This is a genomic window from Virgibacillus sp. Bac332 (genome assembly GCF_003667785.1).
Classification (GTDB): domain Bacteria; phylum Bacillota; class Bacilli; order Bacillales; family Amphibacillaceae; genus Virgibacillus; species Virgibacillus salarius.
In genome coordinates, this window is record NZ_CP033046.1 from 3032350 (window position 1) to 3053997 (window position 21648).

The following is a 21648-nucleotide window of genomic DNA, read 5'->3' on the forward strand; positions in this document are numbered from 1 at the left end:
AGCAGAAGATTATATAAAAAGGAATTAGTGGAGAGAATCGGTTTGCTAAATCGTGCAGACTGACGTATCATAGTACTATGCAAAAAAATGCAAGGTGGGATGAAATGAAGCGGGTACTAATTGTTGGTGCTGGTAAAGGTGGGAGTATCCTTCTAAATATCTTATATGCTACACAGACAATGAAAATAGTAGCAGTAATTGATACAAACAAAGATGCGCCTGGCTTAAAGTTAGCTAGAAAATATAACATCCCAGTAGGCGTGGAGTGGACAAGTTGGATTCATCAGGATATTGATATAATAATTGAAGCAACTGGTGACGATCAGGTATTAGACAAATTAATTGAGCTACGAAATCGAAAAACGGTAGTTATTCCTGGAAGTGTCGCATATATTATTTCCGAATTATTTGATGAGAAGGAAACATTGTTGGAGAAAGTGAAGCTTCAGATGCGTAATCAAGCACTCATTTTAAATAATATAAGAGACGGCATGATTGTTATTAATAATGAAGGAATCGTTACGTTTGTCAACAAAGGCGCTGAAAAAATTGTAGGGAAAGAGAAACGAGAATTTGAAGGTAAGTCGATCGAGAGTGTAATTGCAAATACAAGGTTGCCGAAGGTATTACGTAATCGACGTAGAGAGGTTAATCAAAAATTAACGCTGGAAAATAAAAAACAAGTTATTACAACGCGAATACCGATTATTAATGCAGATGACTTATTAGTTGGTGCTTTTGCAGTATTTAAAGATATTACGGAAGTCATGAATTTGGCTGAAGAAAACACAGACCTAAAAGAAATTAAAACGATGTTGGAGGCGATTATTCATTCTTCTGATGAGGCAATTAGTGTAGTAGATGAAAATGGCTTTGGGATTATGATCAATCCAGCATATACAAGAATCACTGGATTAGAAGAATCAGATGTTATAGGCAAACCAGCTACTACAGATATTTCTGAGGGAGAAAGCATGCATATGAGAGTACTTCAGACTCGAAGAGCTGTCCGAGGTGCTACGATGAAAGTTGGCCCTAAAAAGAAAGAGGTATATGTGAATGTAGCTCCAATTATTGTGGATGGAAAAATGAAAGGTAGCGTTGGTGTACTTCATGATGTTTCCGAAATACACGCACTGACAACTGAGTTAAAGCGAGCAAGACAAATTATTCGGAATTTGGAAGCGAAATATACCTTTGATGATATTATCGGAACCTCTTCTGAAATGAAATTAGCCCTAGAGCAAGCTAAAGTAGGGGCAAAAACACCAGCAACTGTTTTACTTCGTGGTGAATCAGGAACAGGTAAAGAGTTATTTGCCCATGCTATACATAATGAGAGTGACCGCAAGCACCATAAATTTATAAGAGTCAATTGTGCCGCCATTGCAGAATCCATTTTAGAAAGTGAATTATTTGGATATGAAGAAGGGGCTTTTTCAGGAGCTAAGCATGGTGGCAAAAAAGGCTTATTTGAGGAAGCGAATTATGGAAGTATATTCCTAGATGAGATTGGCGAACTTTCTTTAAATATGCAAGCAAAATTATTACGAGTACTTCAAGAAAATGAAATTGTAAGAGTAGGTGGCACACAACCAATATCAATTAACGTTAGAATAATTACCGCCACAAATGTAAATTTAGAGAAAGCGATCATGGCGAAAACATTTCGTGAGGATCTTTATTATCGCTTAAATCGATTACCCATTTTCATTCCCTCCTTAGAGGAAAGATTGTCTGATTTACCGGTCTTAACGGAGCATATTATTTTGAAGATTAATCAAGATTATGGGAGAAATGTTCGGTTTGTCTCAGATGAAGTATTAGCTGAATTAAAGAGATACCATTGGCCAGGTAATATCCGAGAGCTCGAGAATGTGCTTGGACGAGCAATGATATACATGGATATGAATGAAGAAATCATTAAGCTAAAGCACCTTCCAGAATTAGCAACAAAGACGGAGAGTATTTCCCATCATAGCGAACAGCTTACGACTGATTTACCGTTACAAAAAGCTGTTGAACATTATGAAAAACAATATATACAACACGTTTTTGAAAAAAATCATTACAATAAAACGAAAACAGCAAAAGATCTCCATATTTCGATAAGAAATTTATACTATAAAATGGATAAGTATAAAATTGAAAGAAATAACCTGCAATAATTTGCATTGTTGCAATAATTTGCAAGGTGGTTGCACTACAAATTGAAGCGTTTTCATTGTTTGTAGGTTGGCACGGTTTTTGCTTAATTATATTTGGGGCAGAGATAGGAGGTATGTATGGAATCGTTAAACGAATTAAAAGCTAAAGTAAAAAAAGGAAGAAAGCGAACCGTATCGGTGGTAAATGCGGCTGATAAGGAAGTGCTTCTGGCAGTGAAAAAAGCACTCGAAGAAGATTTATGTACTTTCTTGCTATTTGGGGATGAATCGAAAATAACCGAATTAGCAACTGATATAGGTTTAATACCTAGTCAATGGAATAGCGACATGACTATTCGTCATGTAGAAAATAATCATGAGGCTGCTAAGCAAGCAGTTCTCTCTATAAATGATAAGGCATCAGATATCCTTATGAAGGGGAAAATAGCTACAAAAGATATCTTGAAAGCTGTATTAAATAAAGCATATGGCCTTCGTGCAGGAAAAGTATTATCTCATGTCGCGCTTTTTGAAATCCCTAATCAGCAAAAAGTAGTGTTTCTAACAGATGCAGCTATGAATATTGCGCCAGATTTACAACAAAAGGTTGAGATTATTCAAAACGCAGTTCAAGTTGCTAGCGCTGTTGGTATTAATGTCCCGAAAGTTGCTGCTATCACTCCTGTTGAGGTGGTAAACGAGGCTATGCAGTCGACGATGGATGCTGCTGTATTAACCCAAATGCAACAAAGAGGCCAAATAAAAGGATGTCTGATTGACGGTCCATTAGCTTTTGATAATGCAGTGTCGTATCAAGCAGCTCAGCAAAAAGGGATCAAATCAGAGGTAGCTGGTAATGCAGATATACTATTAGCACCATCTATAGAAGCGGGAAATGCACTATACAAGTCTTTTGTTTATTATGCTAATGCAAAAGTGGCAGCTATTATCAGTGGTGCAAAAGCACCGATTATACTTACATCACGAGCAGATTCAGCTGAAAGTAAAGTATATTCACTTTCTTTAGCTCTTGTATCAGCTCATACATTTTAGGAGGAATAAACATGGAACTATTTACTTATATGGAAAAATATGATTATGAACAATTAGTATTTTGTCAAGATAAAAATTCTGGTTTAAAGGCTATTATCGCTATTCATGATACAACTTTAGGGCCAGCTCTTGGTGGAACAAGAATGTGGACATATAAATCGGAAGAAGAAGCGATTGAAGATGCATTACGCTTAGCTAAAGGTATGACATATAAAAATGCTGCAGCTGGATTAAATTTGGGCGGTGGAAAAACAGTAATTATTGGTGATCCAAAAAAAGATAAGAATCCAGAAATGTTTCGGGCATTTGGAAGATATATTCAAGGATTAAATGGAAGATATATTACGGCGGAAGATGTAGGAACTACTGTTCATGACATGGATTTAATTCATATGGAAACAGATTTTGTAACAGGTATTTCTCCAGAATCAGGTTCATCTGGTAATCCATCTCCAGTAACAGCGTATGGTGTTTACAAAGGAATGAAAGCTGCTGCAAAAGAGGCATATGGTGATGATTCTTTAGAAGGTAAAACCATTGCAATCCAAGGAATTGGTAATGTAGCTTATGCACTTTGCGAATTTTTACATGAAGAAGGGGCTCAATTAATTGTTACAGATATAAATAAAGAAGCAATTAATCGAGCTGTTGAAGCTTTCGACGCAACAGCTGTTGATCCGGACGATATCTATGATGTTGACTGTGATATTTACGCTCCATGTGCATTAGGAGCTACAATTAATGATGATACAATCTCTAGATTAAAAGCGAAAGTCATTGCAGGCTCAGCCAATAACCAATTAAAGTCTTCAAAGCATGGAGATATTATTCATGAACAAGGAATCGTTTATGCTCCTGATTATGTCATTAATTCTGGTGGTGTAATAAATGTAGCGGATGAATTACATGGTTATAATCATGATCGCGCAATGAAAAAAGTGGAAACCATTTACGACAGTCTACAAAAAGTATTTGCTATTTCCAAAAGAGATAACATTCCAACCTATGTAGCGGCTGATCGGATGGCTGAGGAGAGAATTGAGTCTGAACGTAATTCTAGAAGTCAATTCTTGCTGAATGGACATCATATTCTTAGTAGAAGATAAGGTACAACTTAGACAACGGAGGTAAAATGTATTGCTAGCTAAGTTTAGAAATCTTGTGATAAACCCTGGCTCTACTTCTACAAAGATAGGGGTTTTTGATAATGAAACATGTATTTTTGAAAAAACAATTCGTCATCAATCCGATGAATTAAACCAATTTCCATCCATTATCGAACAGCATATGTATCGAAAACATATCATTCTTAATCAGCTTGATTATGAAGGGATAAATATATCTAAATTAAGTGCTGTCTGTGCTCGCGGCGGATTACTTCAGCCGATCGAGGGTGGAACATATGAAGTGAACGAGCAAATGCTAACTGATTTGCGAATTGGCTATAATGGTGAACATGCCTCCAATTTAGGGGGCATCATAGCAAATGAAATTGCTCTAAACCTTAATATTCCTGCATATATTGTTGATCCAGTCGTAGTCGATGAACTTGCGGAAATTGCTAGGTATTCTGGTTTTTCTGAAATACCAAGAAAGAGTATTTTCCATGCTTTAAATCAGAAGGCAGTTGCTAGAAAAGTCGCAAATGATATGAATAAACAATATGAGGATTTGAATTTCATAGTAACGCATATGGGTGGTGGCATAACTGTCGGAGCACATCAACGTGGGAAAGTAGTTGATGTAAATAATGGGTTACACGGAGAGGGACCATTTTCACCGGAACGCGCAGGTACTGTACCAGCAGGGGATTTAATTGCACTTTGTTTTTCAGGGCAATATTATAGAGAAGAAGTAATGAAAAAGATTGTAGGGCAAGGTGGAATGATGGGTTATCTTCATACAAGTGATGCCATCGAGGTAGAACGACGGATTGCTTCAGGCGATGAAAAGGCAAAGGAAATATATGAAGCAATGGCTTATCAGGTAGCTAAGGAAATAGGTTCCATGAGTGCAGTGTTATCAGGGGACGTTGATCGAATTGTTTTAACTGGAGGCCTTGCACATGGAAAATCGTTTACTGAGTCGATTATTCGACGGATCAATTGGATAGCTGATACGGTTGTCTACCCAGGCGAAGATGAGCTACAAGCTTTAAATGCTGGTGTTCTTCGGATACTCAGAGGGGAAGAAATAGCAAAAACGTACCCTAATTAGAATTTGATAGAGGAGTGTTGAAAAATGGCTAAGGATTACGATTTGGTAATACTTGGAGGTGGTACTGGCGGCTATGTAGCAGCCATAAGAGCCTCTCAGCTAGGGATGCAAGTAGCAGTTGTTGAAAAGGGAGAATTGGGTGGTACATGTCTCCATCGTGGTTGTATTCCGTCAAAATCATTATTGCGAAGTGCTGAAGTCTATAAACAAACTAAAAACGCTTATGAATTCGGTGTGGAAACGAAGGACACAAAGCTTGATTTCACGAGAGTTCAAAAAAGAAAAGGAGCTATTGTCGATCAGCTTCATCAGGGTGTTCAAGGGTTAATGAAGAAGGGGAAGATTGATGTTTATAATGGATACGGAAGAATACTAGGACCAAGTATATTTTCTCCGATGCCCGGAACGATTTCTATTGAATATGCGAATGGTGATGAGAACACCATGCTAGTTCCAAAAAATGTTTTGATTGCAACTGGATCTACTCCAAAAACGTTGCCTGGTTTAGATATTGATCATAAAACGGTATTAAACTCTGATGACGCATTACAGTTAGAAGAGCTACCAAAATCAATTATTATTGTTGGTGGAGGCGTTATTGGCATAGAATGGGCGTCGATGCTGGCGGATTTTGATGTGGAAGTAACTGTCATTGAATACTTAGAAGATATTCTACCTTCTGAGGACACTGCTGTTGCCAAAGAAGTAGAAAGATTATTGAAGAAAAAAGGAATTAATTTTGTCAAAGGTGCAAAAGTACTAGCTGATACACTTTTAAAAGAAGATGGAGTTCAAATTGAAGCAGAAATCAATGAAAAACATCAACGCTTTCATGCAGAGAAAATGCTTGTTTCTGTAGGTAGGAAAGCAAATACAAATAACATTGGCTTGGAAAATACAGATATTATTGTAGAGAACGGATTTGTCCAAACGAATTCATTCTATCAAACAAAGGAAGCACATATTTACGCAATTGGTGATGTGATTGGTGGTATGCAGCTAGCGCATGTTGCTTCCCATGAGGGAATTGTCGCTGTGGAGCATATGGCTGATCAGAACCCAATGCCAATTGATTATTCACAGGTAGCGTCATGTATCTATTCTAGTCCAGAAGCAGCAAGTGTAGGTTTAACTGAGAAACAAGCAAAAGAAAATGGATATGAAGTTAAAATAGGCAAATTTCCTTTCCAGGCAGTTGGTAAAGCACTGGTTTATGGTGAAGCTGATGGCTTTGTAAAGATAATTGCAGATAAGCAAACGGATGATATTTTAGGTGTACATATGGTAGGTCCTCATGTGACTGATATGATTTCAGAAGCTGGCCTTGCTAAAGTGCTGGACGCTACACCTTGGGAAGTGGGACACACCATCCATCCACATCCAACTTTAGCAGAAGTGATTGGTGAAGCTGCACTTGCAGTAGATGGTAAACAAATACATGGTTAATTTATAAAAGGAGGGACTAAGTGATGGCACAAAATCGCCACAAAGCTTTAGGGCTTACAGATGAAATGGTATTAGAAATGTATAAAACAATGCTCTTAGCAAGGAAAATTGATGAAAGAATGTGGTTGTTAAATCGAGCCGGTAAAATCCCATTTGTTATATCATGTCAGGGACAAGAGGCAGCACAAGTAGGGGCTTCTTTTGCATTAGATCGGAAAAGTGATTATGTTGCACCTTATTATCGTGATATGGGCGTTGTATTGGCCTTTGGGATGACAACGAAGGAATTGATGCTATCTGGGTTTGCCAAGGCTGAAGATCCCAATTCTGGTGGTCGTCAAATGCCAGGTCATTTTGGGCAGAAGAAAAATCGAATTCTGACAGGCTCGTCTCCTGTTACGACTCAACTTCCCCATGCAGTTGGCGTAGCCCTTGCTGCTAAAATGAAAAAAGAACCGATTGTTTCATTTGTTACACTAGGAGAAGGCTCATCTAACCAGGGGGATTTCCATGAAGGTTTAAATTTCGCAGGAGTTCACGACTTACCTGTTATTACAATGGTAGAAAATAATAAATATGCTATTTCGGTTCCGATTGAAAAACAAATCGCAAGTAAAAATGTAGCTGACCGGGCACAAGGCTATGGAATGCCTGGATATACTGTAGATGGTAATGATCCACTTGCTGTTTATGAGGCTGTGAAAGCTGCACGGGACAGGGCTTTAGCTGGAGAAGGTCCAACGTTAATTGAAGCGGTGTCCTATCGGTTAACTGCACATTCAAGTGATGATGATGATAGATTATATCGTGAAAGTGAAGAAGTAGATGAAGCAAGAAAGAAAGATTCTGTTATTACCTTTGCTAAGTATTTGAAAGATGAGGGCATATTAACAGAGGAAGTAGAAAAACAAATAAATGATGCAATTAATGCGGAGGTTAATGAGGCTACAGATTATGCTGAGAATGCGGACTATGCGCCTGCCGAAGATGCTTTAAAATACGTGTACGAAGAGTAGAAAGGGGGAAATTGTCATGCCAGTAATGTCATATATCCAGGCAGTAACAACTGCTTTGAAAGAAGAAATGAAACGAGATGAAAATGTATTTGTTTTAGGTGAAGATGTAGGTAAAAAAGGTGGCGTATTTCGTGCTACTGATGGACTATTTGAAGAATTTGGAGAGGAACGTGTTTTAGATACACCATTAGCGGAATCTGCTATTGCAGGTGTTGGAATTGGTGCTGCAATGTACGGGATGAGGCCTGTAGCTGAAATGCAATTTGCTGATTTTATCATGCCAGCTGTAAACCAAATAATATCAGAGGCAGCTAAAATTCGCTATCGCTCAAATAATGATTGGAATGTACCAATGACGATTCGTGCTCCCTATGGAGGCGGCGTGCATGGAGCATTATACCATTCCCAATCAGTTGAATCGGTATTTGCCAATCAGCCTGGGCTAAAAATAGTGATGCCATCAACACCATATGATGCTAAAGGATTATTAAAGGCTTCTATTCGTGATAACGATCCAGTATTGTTCTTTGAACACAAACGTGCATATCGTTTATTAAAAGGAGAAGTACCCGAGGATGACTATGTATTACCGATTGGTAAAGCTGATGTGAAACGTGAAGGCTCAGATATTACCATTATTACGTATGGGTTATGTGTTCATTTTGCGCTTCAAGCGGCTGAAAAGCTAGCGGAAGAGGGTATTGATGCTCATATTCTAGATTTAAGGACAGTATACCCACTGGATAAAGAAGCCATTATTGAAGCTGCTAAAAAGACAGGCAAGGTTTTACTTATAACCGAGGATAATAAAGAAGGTAGTATTATCGGTGAGGTAGCAGCAATTATAGCAGAAAATTGCCTGTTTGATTTGGATGCGCCAGTTCAACGACTTGCTGGACCGGACGTACCAGCAATGCCATATGCGCCAACAATGGAAAAATATTTTATGATTAATCCAGACAAAGTGGAAAAAGCAATGCGGGAACTTGCAGAATTTTAATTAAAGGAGGTAGACCACAAATGGCGAAAGAAAAAATTAATATGCCACAATTGGGTGAGAGTGTTACAGAGGGGACGATTAGTTCTTGGCTCGTTAATGTTGGAGATAAAGTGAATAAGTATGATCCTATTGCTGAAGTAATGACAGATAAAGTAAATGCAGAAGTGCCATCCTCCTTTACTGGAACAATTAAGGAATTAGTTGCTCAAGAAGGGGACACCATTGCAGTTGGAGATTTAATGTGTTATATCGATACGGAAGCAAGTAGTGCTGGTGCCGCAAAAGGTTCAGAACCGAGCAAGGAGAATAAGCAGCAAACCGATATGGACAGCTCTAATGATGCAAAAGATCAGTCTATGAAAAAACGTTATTCTCCAGCTGTATTACGAATGGCGCAAGAAAATAATATAGATCTTGAACAGGTAGAAGGCACAGGTAAAGCAGGTAGAATTACTAGAAAGGATATCGAAAAGCTAATTTCTTCTGGTAAGATACCAGCTCCTACAGAACATGACAATAAAGCTGTAACACCAACTGTTGAAAATAAACAAGCAAAAGAATCTCCGTCGAAACCACAGCCGACTATGCAAACAGGTGATATCGAAATCCCAGTTACAGGAGTGCGTAAAGCGATCGCCCAAAATATGGTTCGATCTAAACAAGAAATTCCTCATGCTTGGATGACTGTTGAAGTAGATGTAACAGATCTTGTTACATACAGAAATAAAATAAAGGATTCGTTCAAGCAAAAAGAAGGCTACGGATTAACATTTTTTGCATTTTTTGTGAAAGCTGTAGCTCAAAGCTTAAAAGAATTCCCACAACTAAATAGTACATGGGCAGAAGATAAGATTATTCAGCGTAAGGATATTAATTTATCGATCGCGGTAGCGAAAGACGAAGAATTATTCGTGCCTGTGATTCATCATGCAGACGATAAAAGTATAAAAGGAATTGCTAAGCAAATTCATGAACTAGCAATAAAGGCAAGAACTAACAAATTAACTGGCGATGATATGAAGGGCGGTACATTTACCGTTAATAATACTGGTTCCTTTGGTTCTATCCACTCCATGGGCGTTATCAATCATCCACAGGCAGCAATTTTGCAGGTTGAATCTATTGTGAAGCGACCAATGATCGTTAATGATATGTTTGCAGCTCGTGACATGGTTAATTTATCCTTATCTTTAGATCATCGTATATTGGATGGTCTTGTTTGCGGCAACTTCCTCGCACGTGTGAAAGAAATTTTAGAGAATATGAATGAAAATACAATTAATGTGTATTAGAACAATATAATTCCTTGTTCGGAGAACGTATTTAATTGAAATATCAAACTGATGCTGGTATCCTATCTATAGTATAAAAGTTACTTCAAGTGAGGGGTTTGATTTTTAATGGATTTTAACATATTTATGAATGATGTTGTAGATGCTGCGCGTAAGGATATTAGAGAGGCTGGTTATCAAGAACTAACAACACCTGAAGAAGTGGATCAAGCACTTACTAAAGAGGGTACAACGTTAGTAATGGTTAATTCAGTATGTGGATGTGCTGGTGGAATCGCAAGACCAGCTGCTGCTAATTCCATACATTATGATAAACGCCCAGATCAATTAGTGACAGTATTTGCTGGCCAAGATAAAGAAGCAACAGAAAAAGCAAGACAATATTTTGAAGGTTATCCACCTTCTTCACCTTCATTTGCCTTTTTGAAAGATGGTAAAATAGTAACCATGTTAGAACGACATGATATTGAAGGACATAGTGCTATGGATGTCATAAGTAAGCTTCAAACGATATTTGATAAGCATTGTGAAGAAGTCTAAAAATTGTTTGATTAGATATGAAATGAGGGCTGTCTCTATGTTATCGTAGGTCAGCCTTTTTTTCCGGTAACCTGAGTGGAACGGTAAAGGAGAATGGAACGTGAAGATAGGCTATCGAACTATTAAAACAGCTATAGGAACACCTATTGCTATTTGGATAGCTCAATTATTAGGAGTAACAAATTTTGTATCAGCTGGTATTCTTACCATTTTATGTATCCAACCATCACGAAAACAATCTTTTTTAAGTGCATGGAATCGCTTTTTAGCATGTATTATTGCATCTATTCTGTCCATTCTATTTTTTCATTATATAGGCTATCATCCAGCAGTGGTTGGCTTATTACTAGCAATCTTTATCCCAATAACGGTGTATTTAAATATTACACAGGGTATTGCAACAAGCTCAGTTATTATTTTAAATTTATACGGTGCACATTATTTAGATTATGATTTCTTAGTTGATCAATTTCTATTAATAATCATTGGTATTGGAACTGGATTATTACTAAACTTATATATGCCAAGCCTAGATAAAAAGTTAAAAGAAAAGCAACGAGAATTGGAAGAAAATTTTCAGTCCGTGCTATATGAAATCGCATTATATGTACGCAATAGGAATATTGTATGGGATGGAAATGAAATAACAAGAATTGAACAGCTACTGGTCGAAGCAGCGGACTTAGTAGAGCGTGATAAAGAAAATCATATATTACGCAATAAGCACCCATATCGTGATTATTTTCGTATGCGATCAAGACAATTTGAATTATTACAGCGAATGCTTCCACTTGTAACTAAATTGCCCAAAAAAGACTCGATAACGGAAAAAATTGCCTCCTTCTTTGAAGGGCTATCGAAAGCTGTACATCCTGGGAATACAGCAATTATCTACCTAGAGGAATTAGAGCAATTGCGAAAGGATTTCGATAGAGAGGACCTTCCATGTTCGAGAGAAGAATTTGAAACGAGAGCAAACCTTTTTCGATTATTACATGATATTGAAGACTATCTATTATTGAAAAAAAGGTTTAAAGAAAGTGATGTTAGACCTAAGAGAAGAACAAGCAAAGAAGCATAAAGACTGGACCCATGTGTGGTACAGTCTTTTTTAATAGTCTAGGAAAACCGTGTAGATAAATATGAGCGCGTTGAGCCGCGACTAGCTCCAGCGCCCAGAATCTAGCCGACTTCACGAATCGTCCTAATCTAAGTCATCAGCGGTTCGCAAAATCACCGTGATTCCTTTAACTCCGCTGACTCGCTCCAGTCGCTACGTTTCTATTCGGGCGCTTGCGCTTTTGTTCATTTTATGACGTAATTCGTTATGGACAAACATTAGTAAGCGGTATAAGTTCAGGAAATTATGAGCTAGTGTCCTTCTTAATGATATCCCATAGTTAATATTCTTATATAAACAATGCTAGACCTGCTGTCAAAGTGGATAGGAGCATTGCAATTATCATAATATATACAATAATTTTCGTTCTTCGAGCACGCTTTGATTTTTGGGACATACAAATCCTCCTTCACTCCTAAAATACTACGTTTATTTTACCTTGAAAACTACTTTTGGACAAGTGGTAATAAACATTTATCTCACTATTTAAGCGTTTTTCAGCTCCAATGTTCTTTCTCGTGAAAATGATCAATAAGCTAGTATAGGTGATTGCTTATTGATGAATCAACATACGAATGTATTTCACATGTAACTTGTCGTAAAACCCTCACATCAAGCAATAAAATGAAATCACTAATGATAAGTGAGGAAACGACTGCCAGTAAATGTCCGATTGGTTCGGGCCTACATGGAAGTAGGTCACAAAGGCGTTGCCACAGGACGTGGCGATTTAAGCCTTTGTACGTATTTGTTTTAGTAAAAGCTGGATGGAAGTTTCACTTTATATAAACATACAAATAGGGGGCTGAAAATGAATTCGTCTGATACGAAAGCTGTCAATCACATTACGCATATTGGAATAGCAGTTAAGAATATAGAGGAATCTTTGCCTTTTTACATGATGTGTTTAGGTCTTAAGTTGACACAAATGGAAACAATCGATTCGCAATCCATTAGAGTGGCCTTTTTAAAAGTGGGAGAAGCTTATTTAGAATTAATCGAACCAATCACCACAACTTCTACAGTAGCTGAATTTATTAACAAACGAGGAGAAGGCTTGCACCATATTGCACTAGCAGTCGACGATATCCAGCAACGGGTAGACCTTTTGAAGCAGAAAGGTATTCAGGCAATAGATGAAGAAATACAAATAGGAGCTGATGGGCAACAAATAGCATTTCTTCATCCAAGTGTAGCAAATGGTGTATTATTTGAATTATGTCAGGAGAAGTGAACATCGTGGATATGTATGATAAAATCACGGAATTATATGAAAAGAGAAAGCAAATAAAGCTTGGTGGTGGAGAAGAGCGGATTCGTAAACAACATGAAAAAGGGAAATTAACAGCAAGGGAAAGAATTAAAGTGTTACTAGATAAGCAATCTTTTGTAGAAATAAATCCTTTCATGAAACAGAGAGTTTGTTCTTCGTGTAACAGCATAGCCGTTGATAGTAATGGTGAGGGTGTCGTAACTGGCTACGGAAAAGTTAATGGTAGATCTATTTACCTATTTGCTCAAGATTTTACCGTTTATGGTGGAGCACTAGGAGAAATGCACGCGAAGAAGATTACTGCTGTTATGGACTTAGCTGCAAAAAATAGAATTCCGATTGTAGGATTAATTGATTCTGGTGGTGCTCGTATACAGGAAGGTGTATCTTCTTTAGATGGATATGGTCAAGTTTTTTACAGAAATGTTAAGTATTCTGGTTTAATACCTCAAATATCGGTAATTATGGGACCAAGTGCAGGTGGAGCAGTTTATTCACCAGCGCTTACTGATTTCATTATAATGGTTAAACAAACATCACAAATGTTTATTACGGGTCCGAAAGTAATAGAGAAAGCTACTGGAGAGCAAATAGCAGGAGAGGAACTGGGGGGAGCTTCCATCCACAATAAACAGAGTGGAAATGCTCACTTTCAAACAAATACGGAAGAAGAAGCATTGGAAACCGTTCGTCAATTAATTCATTATTTGCCTGCTTTTGATCAAGAAAAAGCAGAAGATATTGCAAATTACTGTGAATTATCCAATGGAAGTGATTTAATAGAGATAGTTCCTTTTGATAGCAGATCACCTTATGATGTAAAAAAAGTAATAAACAATATAGTTGATTCAGGTAGTTTCTTTGAGGTGCATCAACATTTTGCTAAAAATATTGTTGTTGGATTTGCAAAAATTAATGGGCAAACGGTTGGGATGATTTGTAATCAACCAAAGTATTTAGCTGGTGGATTAGATATCAATTCAAGTGATAAAGCGGCTCGGTTTATTCGTTTTTGTGATGCATTTGATATAGCCTTGGTAACCATAGAAGACGTTACTGGATTTATCCCAGGTATTAAACAGGAACATGATGGAATTATACGTCATGGCGCTAAGCTACTTTACGCATATGCAGAAGCAACGGTTCCAAAAGTAACAGTGATTCTGCGAAAAGCATATGGTGGTGCCTTTGTGGCATTAAATAGTAAATCACTTGGAGCAGACATTGTCTATGCATGGCCGAATGCAGAAATCGCTGTTATGGGGGCCGAGGGAGCTGTCCCTATTATGTTTGCTAACGAAGTTGATACGAGTCATGATCCGGATCAGTTACAAGCAGAAAAAATACGTACATATCTGCAACGTTTTGCAAATCCTTATGAGGCTGCTAGTTTAGGAATGGTGGATGATATTATTGATCCTCGTGACACCAGATTAAAGCTAATTGAAGCTTTGGAAATGCTCCAAAATAAAACAGAGGATCGTCCTAGTAAGAAACACGGTAATATCCCATTATAATTGATGTATAGGAGGATTTGTTTTGCTAATTAATGAAGAACGTCTTTTAGAAGAATTTTTTGAACTAGTTAAAATTGATTCTGAGACAGGACAAGAAACAGAAATAGCAAAAGTGTTAAAGGAGAAGTTCTCTAATTTAGGATTAGAGGTTATAGAGGATGCCAGTAAATCAACAACAGGGCATGGTGCTGGTAACTTAATTTGTAATTGGAAAGGCACCAAAGATAGTGTAGACCCAATCTACTTTACCTCACATATGGATACTGTAGTTCCTGGTAAAGCCATTAACCCTAGTATTAAAGATGGTTACATTATTTCGGATGGAACCACCATTTTAGGTGCGGACGATAAAGCGGGTTTGGCCGCAATTCTAGAGACTATCCGTACAGTTAATGAAAATAATTTAGAGCATGGTGATGTTCAATTTTTAATAACTGTAGGTGAAGAATCTGGTTTAGTAGGAGCGAAGGCACTGGATCCATCCATGCTCCATGCAAAATACGGTTATGCAATAGACAGTAATGGAGATGTAGGTGATATCGTTGTAGCCGCACCTACCCAAGCAAAGGTATTTGCCGTAATTAAAGGAAAAACAGCTCATGCTGGCGTAGCTCCTGAAAAAGGAGTGTCAGCTATAACCTTAGCTGCGAAGGCAATAGCTAAAATGCCACTCGGAAGAATTGATGATGAAACAACAGCTAATATTGGTCGATTTGAAGGCGGTAAGCAAACGAATATCGTTGTAGATCATGTCGAGATCTTAGCTGAGGCCCGGTCATTGGATCCGAAAAAAATGGAAGTACAAGTTAAAAAAATGAAGGATGCTTTTGAAAATACTGCTAAAGAATTTGGTGGTACCGCTGAAGTATCGGTTAAGGTCATGTATCCTGGATATAAACAACAGGAAGGCGATTTAGTAGTTGAAGTTGCACGTAATGCTGCCAAGGCCATTGGTCGAGAAAGTAAATTGCTAAAAAGTGGTGGGGGTAGTGATGCAAATGTTATAGCAGGTCACGGAATCCCGACTGTCAATCTTGCTGTTGGTTATGAAGAAATCCACACAACAAATGAACGGATCAAAGTAGAAGATTTGGTTAAAGTAACAGAGTTAGTTACAGCAATTATCCAGGAAGCAGCAAAAAATTAACAAAGTAAACCCTTTAAGTGCAACGCTTAAAGGGTTTTTTCTTTGGTATGTTATAATGGATTAAAAGTGATATTAAATTGTCCGTATTAAGGAGCAGTATATGTATGACGAATCAAGCTACGAAGCGAAGAGTTATCTTCCATATTGATATGAATTGCTTCTATGCTTCAGTTGAGATGGCGTATAACCCGAAACTTAAGGGCAGGCCTGTAGCCATTGCTGGTAATCCTGAAGAGAGACGAGGAATTGTTGTAACAAGCAGTTATGAAGCAAGGGCTAAAGGGGTAAAAACGACAATGAATCTATGGGAGGCTAAAAAACTATGTCCTGAATTAATTGTCCTACGCCCTAATTTTGAACGCTATCGAACAGCCTCTAGAGAGATTTTCAAAATGCTTTCAGAAATAACTCCATTTGTACAACCCGTATCTATCGATGAAGGCTATATGGATGTAACGGAAAGTAAAGGAATGGGTACACCTTTAGATATAGCAGCCAATTTACAGAAAAGAATAGCTAGAGAGCTCGATTTGCCATGCAGTATTGGGATAGCACCAAATAAATTTCTTGCAAAAATGGCATCCGACATGAAGAAGCCAATGGGAATTACAGTATTAAGAAAGCGTGAGATGCCCTCAATGCTGTGGCCGTTACCAATTGAAGAAATGTATGGAGTAGGAGGGAAAACAGCCACTAAATTAAAAGGAATAGGGATAGAGACAATAGGTGATCTTGCGCGTGGGAATGTCTACGAATTAAAACAAATACTTGGAATTAATGGTGAACGACTAAAAAATCGAGCAAATGGTGTGGATCAACGTCCTGTAGATCCTGATGCTGTCTATGAATTTAAAAGTATTGGTAACTCAAAAACACTACCGCAGGATACTACAGATGAAACAGAAATTAGAGCATTGATGCATTACCTCGCCGAAAATGTAGCACGTCGATTAAAGCGAAAACAAGCAGTTGGACGTAGCATACAAGTAATGATTCGCTATCATGATCGGAAGACTATTACACGAAGCAAAAAATTAAGAAACTATATTGAGTCAAAAGAAGATATCTTAATAATCGCAAATGAATTATTGCAAAAGCATTGGAATCTAGAACCAATTAGACTATTGGGAATTACTGTACAGGATGTAGAAGAGAAGCAAAATATTGCACAGCAACTCGATCTATTTTCATATGAAAAAGTGGCGGGAAAAGAAAAGTTATATAAAACGATTAATGAGCTATCTGAGAAATACGGAAAAAATCCGTTTATCTCATGGAATACTACCAATACGGATAATCAAAGTCCAAGTACGAGCTTTCAAAAAGATTTCTTGGATGATTTTAAGCGTTAAAATGAGGCAGGTACATATTGAGCTAAATACTTGTCTTAACAAGATAGTAGGCTATAGAAAGCACCATTTTATATGAAATGATGAAATTAACAATGTAGTGGAAATCAGCTATATTTCAATATTTCTACACAGATTGCTGATTTAAATAGTATAGTTGAATAATGAATAATATACAAGATGATCCAATTAAAAGCCGAACTAATTCGATTTCTCCAGTGGTGATTATCCCTAGATGTTAGATTTTTACTCTAACTACCAGGGCCCGCACCAGTGTGTTTCGAATTTAAGTTCGGCTTTTTCTTTAAGGTATATTACTCGAGATTTTTACATTGTCATTATTTCATAATTTTATTTATAATTGTTTGTGACAGTTTTCCACCGGGATAACGGAATGGAATATCAAATTTTGTTGTTTGTTTTAAGATGCTCTTCTTATGAGAAAACGTATTAAAGCTATATTTTCCATGATATGCTCCCATGCCACTTGCACCAACACCACCAAACGGAAGATGTGGATTAGCTAGATGGTAAAGTGTATCATTTATACTACCACCACCGAATGATAAGTACTGCATAATTTGTTGTTGCGTATTTTCATTTTCTCCAAAGTAATATAAAGCTAGAGGTTTTTCTTGCATTTTAACTACTCCAACTGCATCTTCTATATCCTTAAACGTAAGTACCGGAAGGATTGGTCCAAATATTTCTTCCTGCATAATTGGATCGTCCCACGTGATTTTGTCAAGAATCGTAGGTTCAATTTTTAATAGGTTTCGATTCGATTCACCGCCATGTAGAATAGTTCCTGTAGATAAATAAGTATGTAACCGATCGAAATGCTTTTCGTTGATGATTCGGATATAGTCTTTATTTGATAAAGGGCTTTTACCATAGAAGCTCTTCATATATTTCTTCATGGCTTTTAATAATTTAAATTTAACCTTTTCGTGTACATATAAGTAATCTGGAGCAACACAAGTTTGGCCAGCATTCGTAAATTTACCCCAGACAATACGCTTTGCTGCTAGATTAATATTAGCATCTTTATCAACGATAACGGGGCTTTTACCTCCCAATTCAAGTGTTACAGGAGTTAAGTGATTACTTGCTTCTCTCATAATAATTTTCCCAGTCTGGGTACTACCAGTAAAGAAGATATAATCAAAACGCTGTTGTAAAAGCTCCTGAGCAATTTCTTTTGCGCCTTCAATGACTGTTAAATAAGATGGATCAAAGTATTCCCTAATCATTTCACGCAATAATGCTGAAGTAGCTGGTGCATCTTCAGAAGGTTTAATTACAGCACAATTACCTGCAGCTAGTGCACCAATTACTGGTGCGAGCGCTAACTGTAAAGGATAATTCCAAGGTGCCATGATCAGACAAACTCCGTAAGGCTCCTTCATAATAAAGTTTTTTGTTCCTTTATGGGTGATTGGAGCAGAAACCTTAATAGGTTCCATCCAATCTCTTAAATGCTTCAGTGTATGATCTAATTCGGTTATTAAAAATCCTAATTCAGTTGTTAGTGTTTCATGTTTGGATTTATTTAGATCTGTTTTTAATGCTTTATATATAGCAGGTTCATTTTCCTTTAGCATACTTTTAAGTTTCTGAAGTTGTTCTTTGCGGCTATTAAAATTCATCGTATTGCCATTTAAGAAAAATGCTCGTTGGTCAGCAATAATCGATTCAATTTGTGACATAGAAAGCCCTCCTTTAATTAATCAAAAAACTAGAGAAGTCATATGCAATTTCTGTATGTGGGAAGATCATTTGGGCCTCCTGTAAAAGTTGCTCATTTTCTTCCTTTTGGTATCTTGATGAGATATGAGTAAGTATTAGGCGCTTGCAGTTGCCTTTTTTGGCAAGTTCTGCAGCTTGCGTCGTTGTTGAGTGGAAATATCGCTTAGCAAGAATAGACTTATCATGGCTAAATGTGGCTTCATGAACTAGAACGTCAGCATCTTTAACCAAAGATATGTAATTTGTTGAATACCTTGTATCACCTAATATAGCTACTACTCTCCCTTTTTTATCCTGTCCAATAACATCTTTTCGATAAATTTTCCTACCAGCTTCCGTTACCACAACTTCATTTTCTTTTATTTGTTTGTAAATAGGTCCAGGTTTAATCCCTATGTCTTTTAATTTATTTACTAGTAATTCTCCAGGTTTATCCTGCTCCATAATACGAAATCCAAAACTAGGAATTGCGTGATCTAACGCTTGTATATGGACTGAAAAGTGACTATCTTTCACTACCATATTATTCTCAATTTCCACAAACAATAATGAATAATTAAGATGAGTATCACTTACACCTAAACTCGTTTCAACAAATTGCTGAATTCCCTTAGGACCATAAATAGTTAACGGATCTTCACCACCTTGAAAAGATCGACTACTTAAGAAGCCAGGTAGACCAAAGATATGGTCACCATGCAAATGAGTGATAAAAATTTTATTAATTTTTCTTGGCTTAATTGATGTATGGAGAATTTGATGTTGGGTTGCTTCTCCACAGTCAAATAACCAAACACTATTTAATTCTTGTAGCATGGAAAGTGCTACGGATGACACGTTTCTTTGTTTGGAGGGTACACCTGCTCCTGTTCCAAGAAAAATCAACTCCATCGTATAACCTCCAGTATTATTTCCAGCCTCTGATATATTGCTTAGGTGCCTTTAAGTCATAGTTTAATTCAGCAGCTGCTTCTTTAGCCCAATAAGGATTTTTCAGTAATGACCTACCGATAAAGACTAAGTCTGCTCGTTTGTTTTGAATAATCTCTTCAGCTTGTTTTCCTGAGGTAATTAAACCAACTGCTCCAGTAGCAATAGAGACATCTTGTTTAATTGTTTCACAGCGTCTAAGTTGGTAACCCGGGTAAGTATTGATCGTTGCAGGGACGACTCCACCAGAGCTGCAATCAATTAAGTCGACACCGTCCTCTTTTAACTGAGAACAAAAGTAGAGTATATCTTCTAGGCTATTTCCGTTGTTATCGTACTCATCTGTGGAAATTCGTACAAAAATTGGCCCATTCCAAACAGTTTTGATCGAAGCAATAATCTCTTTTAAAAAGCGGTATCGATTCTCTTTACTTCCTCCATATGCATCCGTACGGTGATTAGTCAATGGTGATAAAAATTGATTAATTAAATATCCATGTGCTCCATGTATTTCTATAACATCGAACGAAGCTTCAGCGGCACGTCTCGCACCGTCTTTGAATGCATTAATTGTATCGTCAATATCATTTTGTGACATTTCTAGCGGCTCTTGGAAAGTATCATTAAATGCGATAGCAGACGGTGCATAAATAGCAGAAGATAGTTCAGCTTTTCTTCCTGCATGGGCAAGCTGTATAGCCGTCTTAGCTCCGTAACTATGTAGTTCTTCATTCAGTTGTTTTAATCCTAAAACATGGTCATCACTCCATATGCCTAAATCTTGTGCGGAGATCCTACCTTCCATTTGGACTGCTGATGCTTCGAGCATAATTAACCCAATTTGACCAACGGCACGAGAAATATAATGTGTTTTATGAAATGACGTAAGCATTCCATCTTCCTGTATACACGAATACATACACATTGGAGACATAACAATTCGATTCTTTAATGATACATCTTTTAGTTCAATTGGTGAAAATAATTGTGATGACTTGCTCATTTTTGGCCTCCTATATTAATTAATCGGTTACTGATTCTCGATAATGAAATGCCAGATCAGGTACATCTGTGAAAATTCCATCAACCTGATGGTTGAACGATCGCATAATTCTTACTGGTTTATTTACGGTATAGATTCTTAATTTCATATTTTCTTTATGAATATTTTCGACTAATTCACGGTGTAAGAGTCGATATTTCAGATGGAGTGCATTAGCTCCAAGCTCTTTAGCTACACGGATAGGACTTTTATATCGTTTGGACGTTAGAAAAGCGACCTCAAGAGAATTAGAATATTCTTTCAACCTCTTAACGCTATTTGGATTAAAAGTCGAAATTGTGGTACGATTTAATAACTGATAGTTAGAGATTGCTTGATAAACAATAGATTCTATATCTGTATAATCTATTTTATTATTTTTTAGTTCAATATTTAAATATAAAGGCTTATCTTTAATCCAATTGAGAAACTCATCAAGTGTAGGTATCTTAATTCCCTTAAATTCAGGTGAAAACCAGCTACCTGCATCCAATTCTTTTAATTCTTGATAGGATAATTTACTTACAAGACCTACCGAATTGGTTGTACGTTTTACATTTTCATCATGTATAAGTACAGGGATATTATCTTTTGTTAACTGTACATCAGTTTCAATCCCATCTGCATTCATATGATACGCTTTCTGAAAAGCAGGCATTGTATTCTCAGGTGCATATTTGCTAGCACCACGATGTGCAAATATGTTGGTTTTCAATCTTATCCACCTCTTTAGTTGCATTTGACATCACACAAAGTCCTGTTGAGCAATGCTCTCATTCGATCGTGCTTTACTTTTAATCATTGTGTTTG

The 21648-nt window shown here is 37.1% G+C and carries 19 protein-coding genes; 14 read left to right on the plus strand and 5 right to left on the minus strand.

Features of this window, described 5'->3' with window-relative positions:
* Nucleotides 1-104: 104 nt before the first annotated feature.
* The 10 genes from D9782_RS14430 (at nucleotide 105) to D9782_RS14475 (ending at nucleotide 11792) form a co-directional block, all read left to right on the plus strand.
* Nucleotides 105-2168, plus strand: a complete 2064-nt coding sequence (locus D9782_RS14430; protein ID WP_026681100.1) for a sigma-54-dependent Fis family transcriptional regulator — start codon at nucleotides 105-107, stop codon at nucleotides 2166-2168.
* A gap of 117 nt (nucleotides 2169-2285) precedes the next feature.
* Nucleotides 2286-3200, plus strand: coding sequence for a phosphate butyryltransferase (gene yqiS, locus D9782_RS14435; RefSeq protein WP_026681099.1), 915 nt, complete (start codon nucleotides 2286-2288; stop codon nucleotides 3198-3200).
* 11 nt (nucleotides 3201-3211) lie between these two features.
* Nucleotides 3212-4306, plus strand: coding sequence for a branched-chain amino acid dehydrogenase (bcd, locus tag D9782_RS14440; protein WP_026681098.1), 1095 nt, complete (start codon nucleotides 3212-3214; stop codon nucleotides 4304-4306).
* Nucleotides 4307-4337: 31 nt separating this feature from the next.
* Entirely contained in the window at nucleotides 4338-5417 is a 1080-nt protein-coding gene (gene buk / locus D9782_RS14445) for a butyrate kinase (RefSeq protein ID WP_026681097.1), read from the plus strand.
* 24 nt (nucleotides 5418-5441) lie between these two features.
* Nucleotides 5442-6863, plus strand: a complete 1422-nt coding sequence (gene lpdA, locus D9782_RS14450; protein ID WP_026681096.1) for a dihydrolipoyl dehydrogenase — start codon at nucleotides 5442-5444, stop codon at nucleotides 6861-6863.
* Between the two features lie 23 nt (nucleotides 6864-6886).
* Nucleotides 6887-7879: a thiamine pyrophosphate-dependent dehydrogenase E1 component subunit alpha gene (locus D9782_RS14455; RefSeq protein WP_026681095.1), complete on the plus strand. Its 993-nt coding sequence runs from the start codon at nucleotides 6887-6889 to the stop codon at nucleotides 7877-7879.
* A gap of 16 nt (nucleotides 7880-7895) precedes the next feature.
* The gene (locus D9782_RS14460; protein ID WP_026681094.1) at nucleotides 7896-8879 is read left to right on the plus strand and encodes an alpha-ketoacid dehydrogenase subunit beta; all 984 of its coding nucleotides are present in this window, start codon (nucleotides 7896-7898) and stop codon (nucleotides 8877-8879) included.
* Between the two features lie 20 nt (nucleotides 8880-8899).
* Nucleotides 8900-10171 carry a dihydrolipoamide acetyltransferase family protein gene (locus tag D9782_RS14465; RefSeq protein WP_026681093.1) on the plus strand — a complete coding sequence of 424 codons (1272 nt, stop codon included), beginning with the start codon at nucleotides 8900-8902 and terminating at the stop codon, nucleotides 10169-10171.
* A gap of 108 nt (nucleotides 10172-10279) precedes the next feature.
* Nucleotides 10280-10711 carry a BrxA/BrxB family bacilliredoxin gene (locus tag D9782_RS14470; protein WP_026681092.1) on the plus strand — a complete coding sequence of 144 codons (432 nt, stop codon included), beginning with the start codon at nucleotides 10280-10282 and terminating at the stop codon, nucleotides 10709-10711.
* Nucleotides 10712-10811: 100 nt separating this feature from the next.
* Entirely contained in the window at nucleotides 10812-11792 is a 981-nt protein-coding gene (locus tag D9782_RS14475; protein ID WP_026681091.1) for an aromatic acid exporter family protein, read from the plus strand.
* 328 nt (nucleotides 11793-12120) lie between these two features.
* Here the strand turns inward: D9782_RS14475 and prli42 are convergent, their stop codons facing one another.
* Nucleotides 12121-12228 carry a stressosome-associated protein Prli42 gene (gene prli42 / locus D9782_RS14480; RefSeq protein ID WP_121605068.1) on the minus strand — a complete coding sequence of 36 codons (108 nt, stop codon included), beginning with the start codon at nucleotides 12226-12228 and terminating at the stop codon, nucleotides 12121-12123.
* Between the two features lie 414 nt (nucleotides 12229-12642).
* Here prli42 and mce point away from each other — a divergent pair, with 414 nt between their 5' ends.
* From mce to D9782_RS14500, 4 genes are all read left to right on the plus strand, one after another.
* A complete protein-coding gene (gene mce / locus D9782_RS14485) occupies nucleotides 12643-13065 on the plus strand; it encodes a methylmalonyl-CoA epimerase (protein ID WP_026681090.1) in 423 nt (140 codons plus the stop codon).
* A gap of 5 nt (nucleotides 13066-13070) precedes the next feature.
* On the plus strand, nucleotides 13071-14621 hold the full coding sequence (locus D9782_RS14490) for an acyl-CoA carboxylase subunit beta (protein ID WP_121605069.1): 1551 nt from the start codon (nucleotides 13071-13073) through the stop codon (nucleotides 14619-14621).
* A 22-nt stretch (nucleotides 14622-14643) separates the two neighbouring features.
* On the plus strand, nucleotides 14644-15768 hold the full coding sequence (locus D9782_RS14495) for a M20/M25/M40 family metallo-hydrolase (protein ID WP_121605070.1): 1125 nt from the start codon (nucleotides 14644-14646) through the stop codon (nucleotides 15766-15768).
* Between the two features lie 104 nt (nucleotides 15769-15872).
* The gene (locus tag D9782_RS14500; RefSeq protein ID WP_121605071.1) at nucleotides 15873-17120 is read left to right on the plus strand and encodes a DNA polymerase IV; all 1248 of its coding nucleotides are present in this window, start codon (nucleotides 15873-15875) and stop codon (nucleotides 17118-17120) included.
* A 335-nt stretch (nucleotides 17121-17455) separates the two neighbouring features.
* Here the strand turns inward: D9782_RS14500 and D9782_RS14505 are convergent, their stop codons facing one another.
* Genes D9782_RS14505 through D9782_RS14520 form a run of 4 tightly spaced genes read right to left on the minus strand, consistent with a single transcriptional unit; the run spans nucleotide 17456 to nucleotide 21553 of the window.
* Nucleotides 17456-18826, minus strand: coding sequence for an aldehyde dehydrogenase (locus D9782_RS14505; RefSeq protein ID WP_026681086.1), 1371 nt, complete (start codon nucleotides 18824-18826; stop codon nucleotides 17456-17458).
* 13 nt (nucleotides 18827-18839) lie between these two features.
* Entirely contained in the window at nucleotides 18840-19757 is a 918-nt protein-coding gene (gene rnz / locus D9782_RS14510; RefSeq protein WP_026681085.1) for a ribonuclease Z, read from the minus strand.
* 16 nt (nucleotides 19758-19773) lie between these two features.
* Nucleotides 19774-20799 (minus strand): NADPH dehydrogenase NamA, encoded by a 1026-nt coding sequence (gene namA / locus D9782_RS14515; RefSeq protein ID WP_026681084.1) that lies wholly within the window; start codon nucleotides 20797-20799, stop codon nucleotides 19774-19776.
* Between the two features lie 19 nt (nucleotides 20800-20818).
* A complete protein-coding gene (locus tag D9782_RS14520; protein ID WP_026681083.1) occupies nucleotides 20819-21553 on the minus strand; it encodes a glycerophosphodiester phosphodiesterase in 735 nt (244 codons plus the stop codon).
* Nucleotides 21554-21648: the final 95 nt, after the last annotated feature.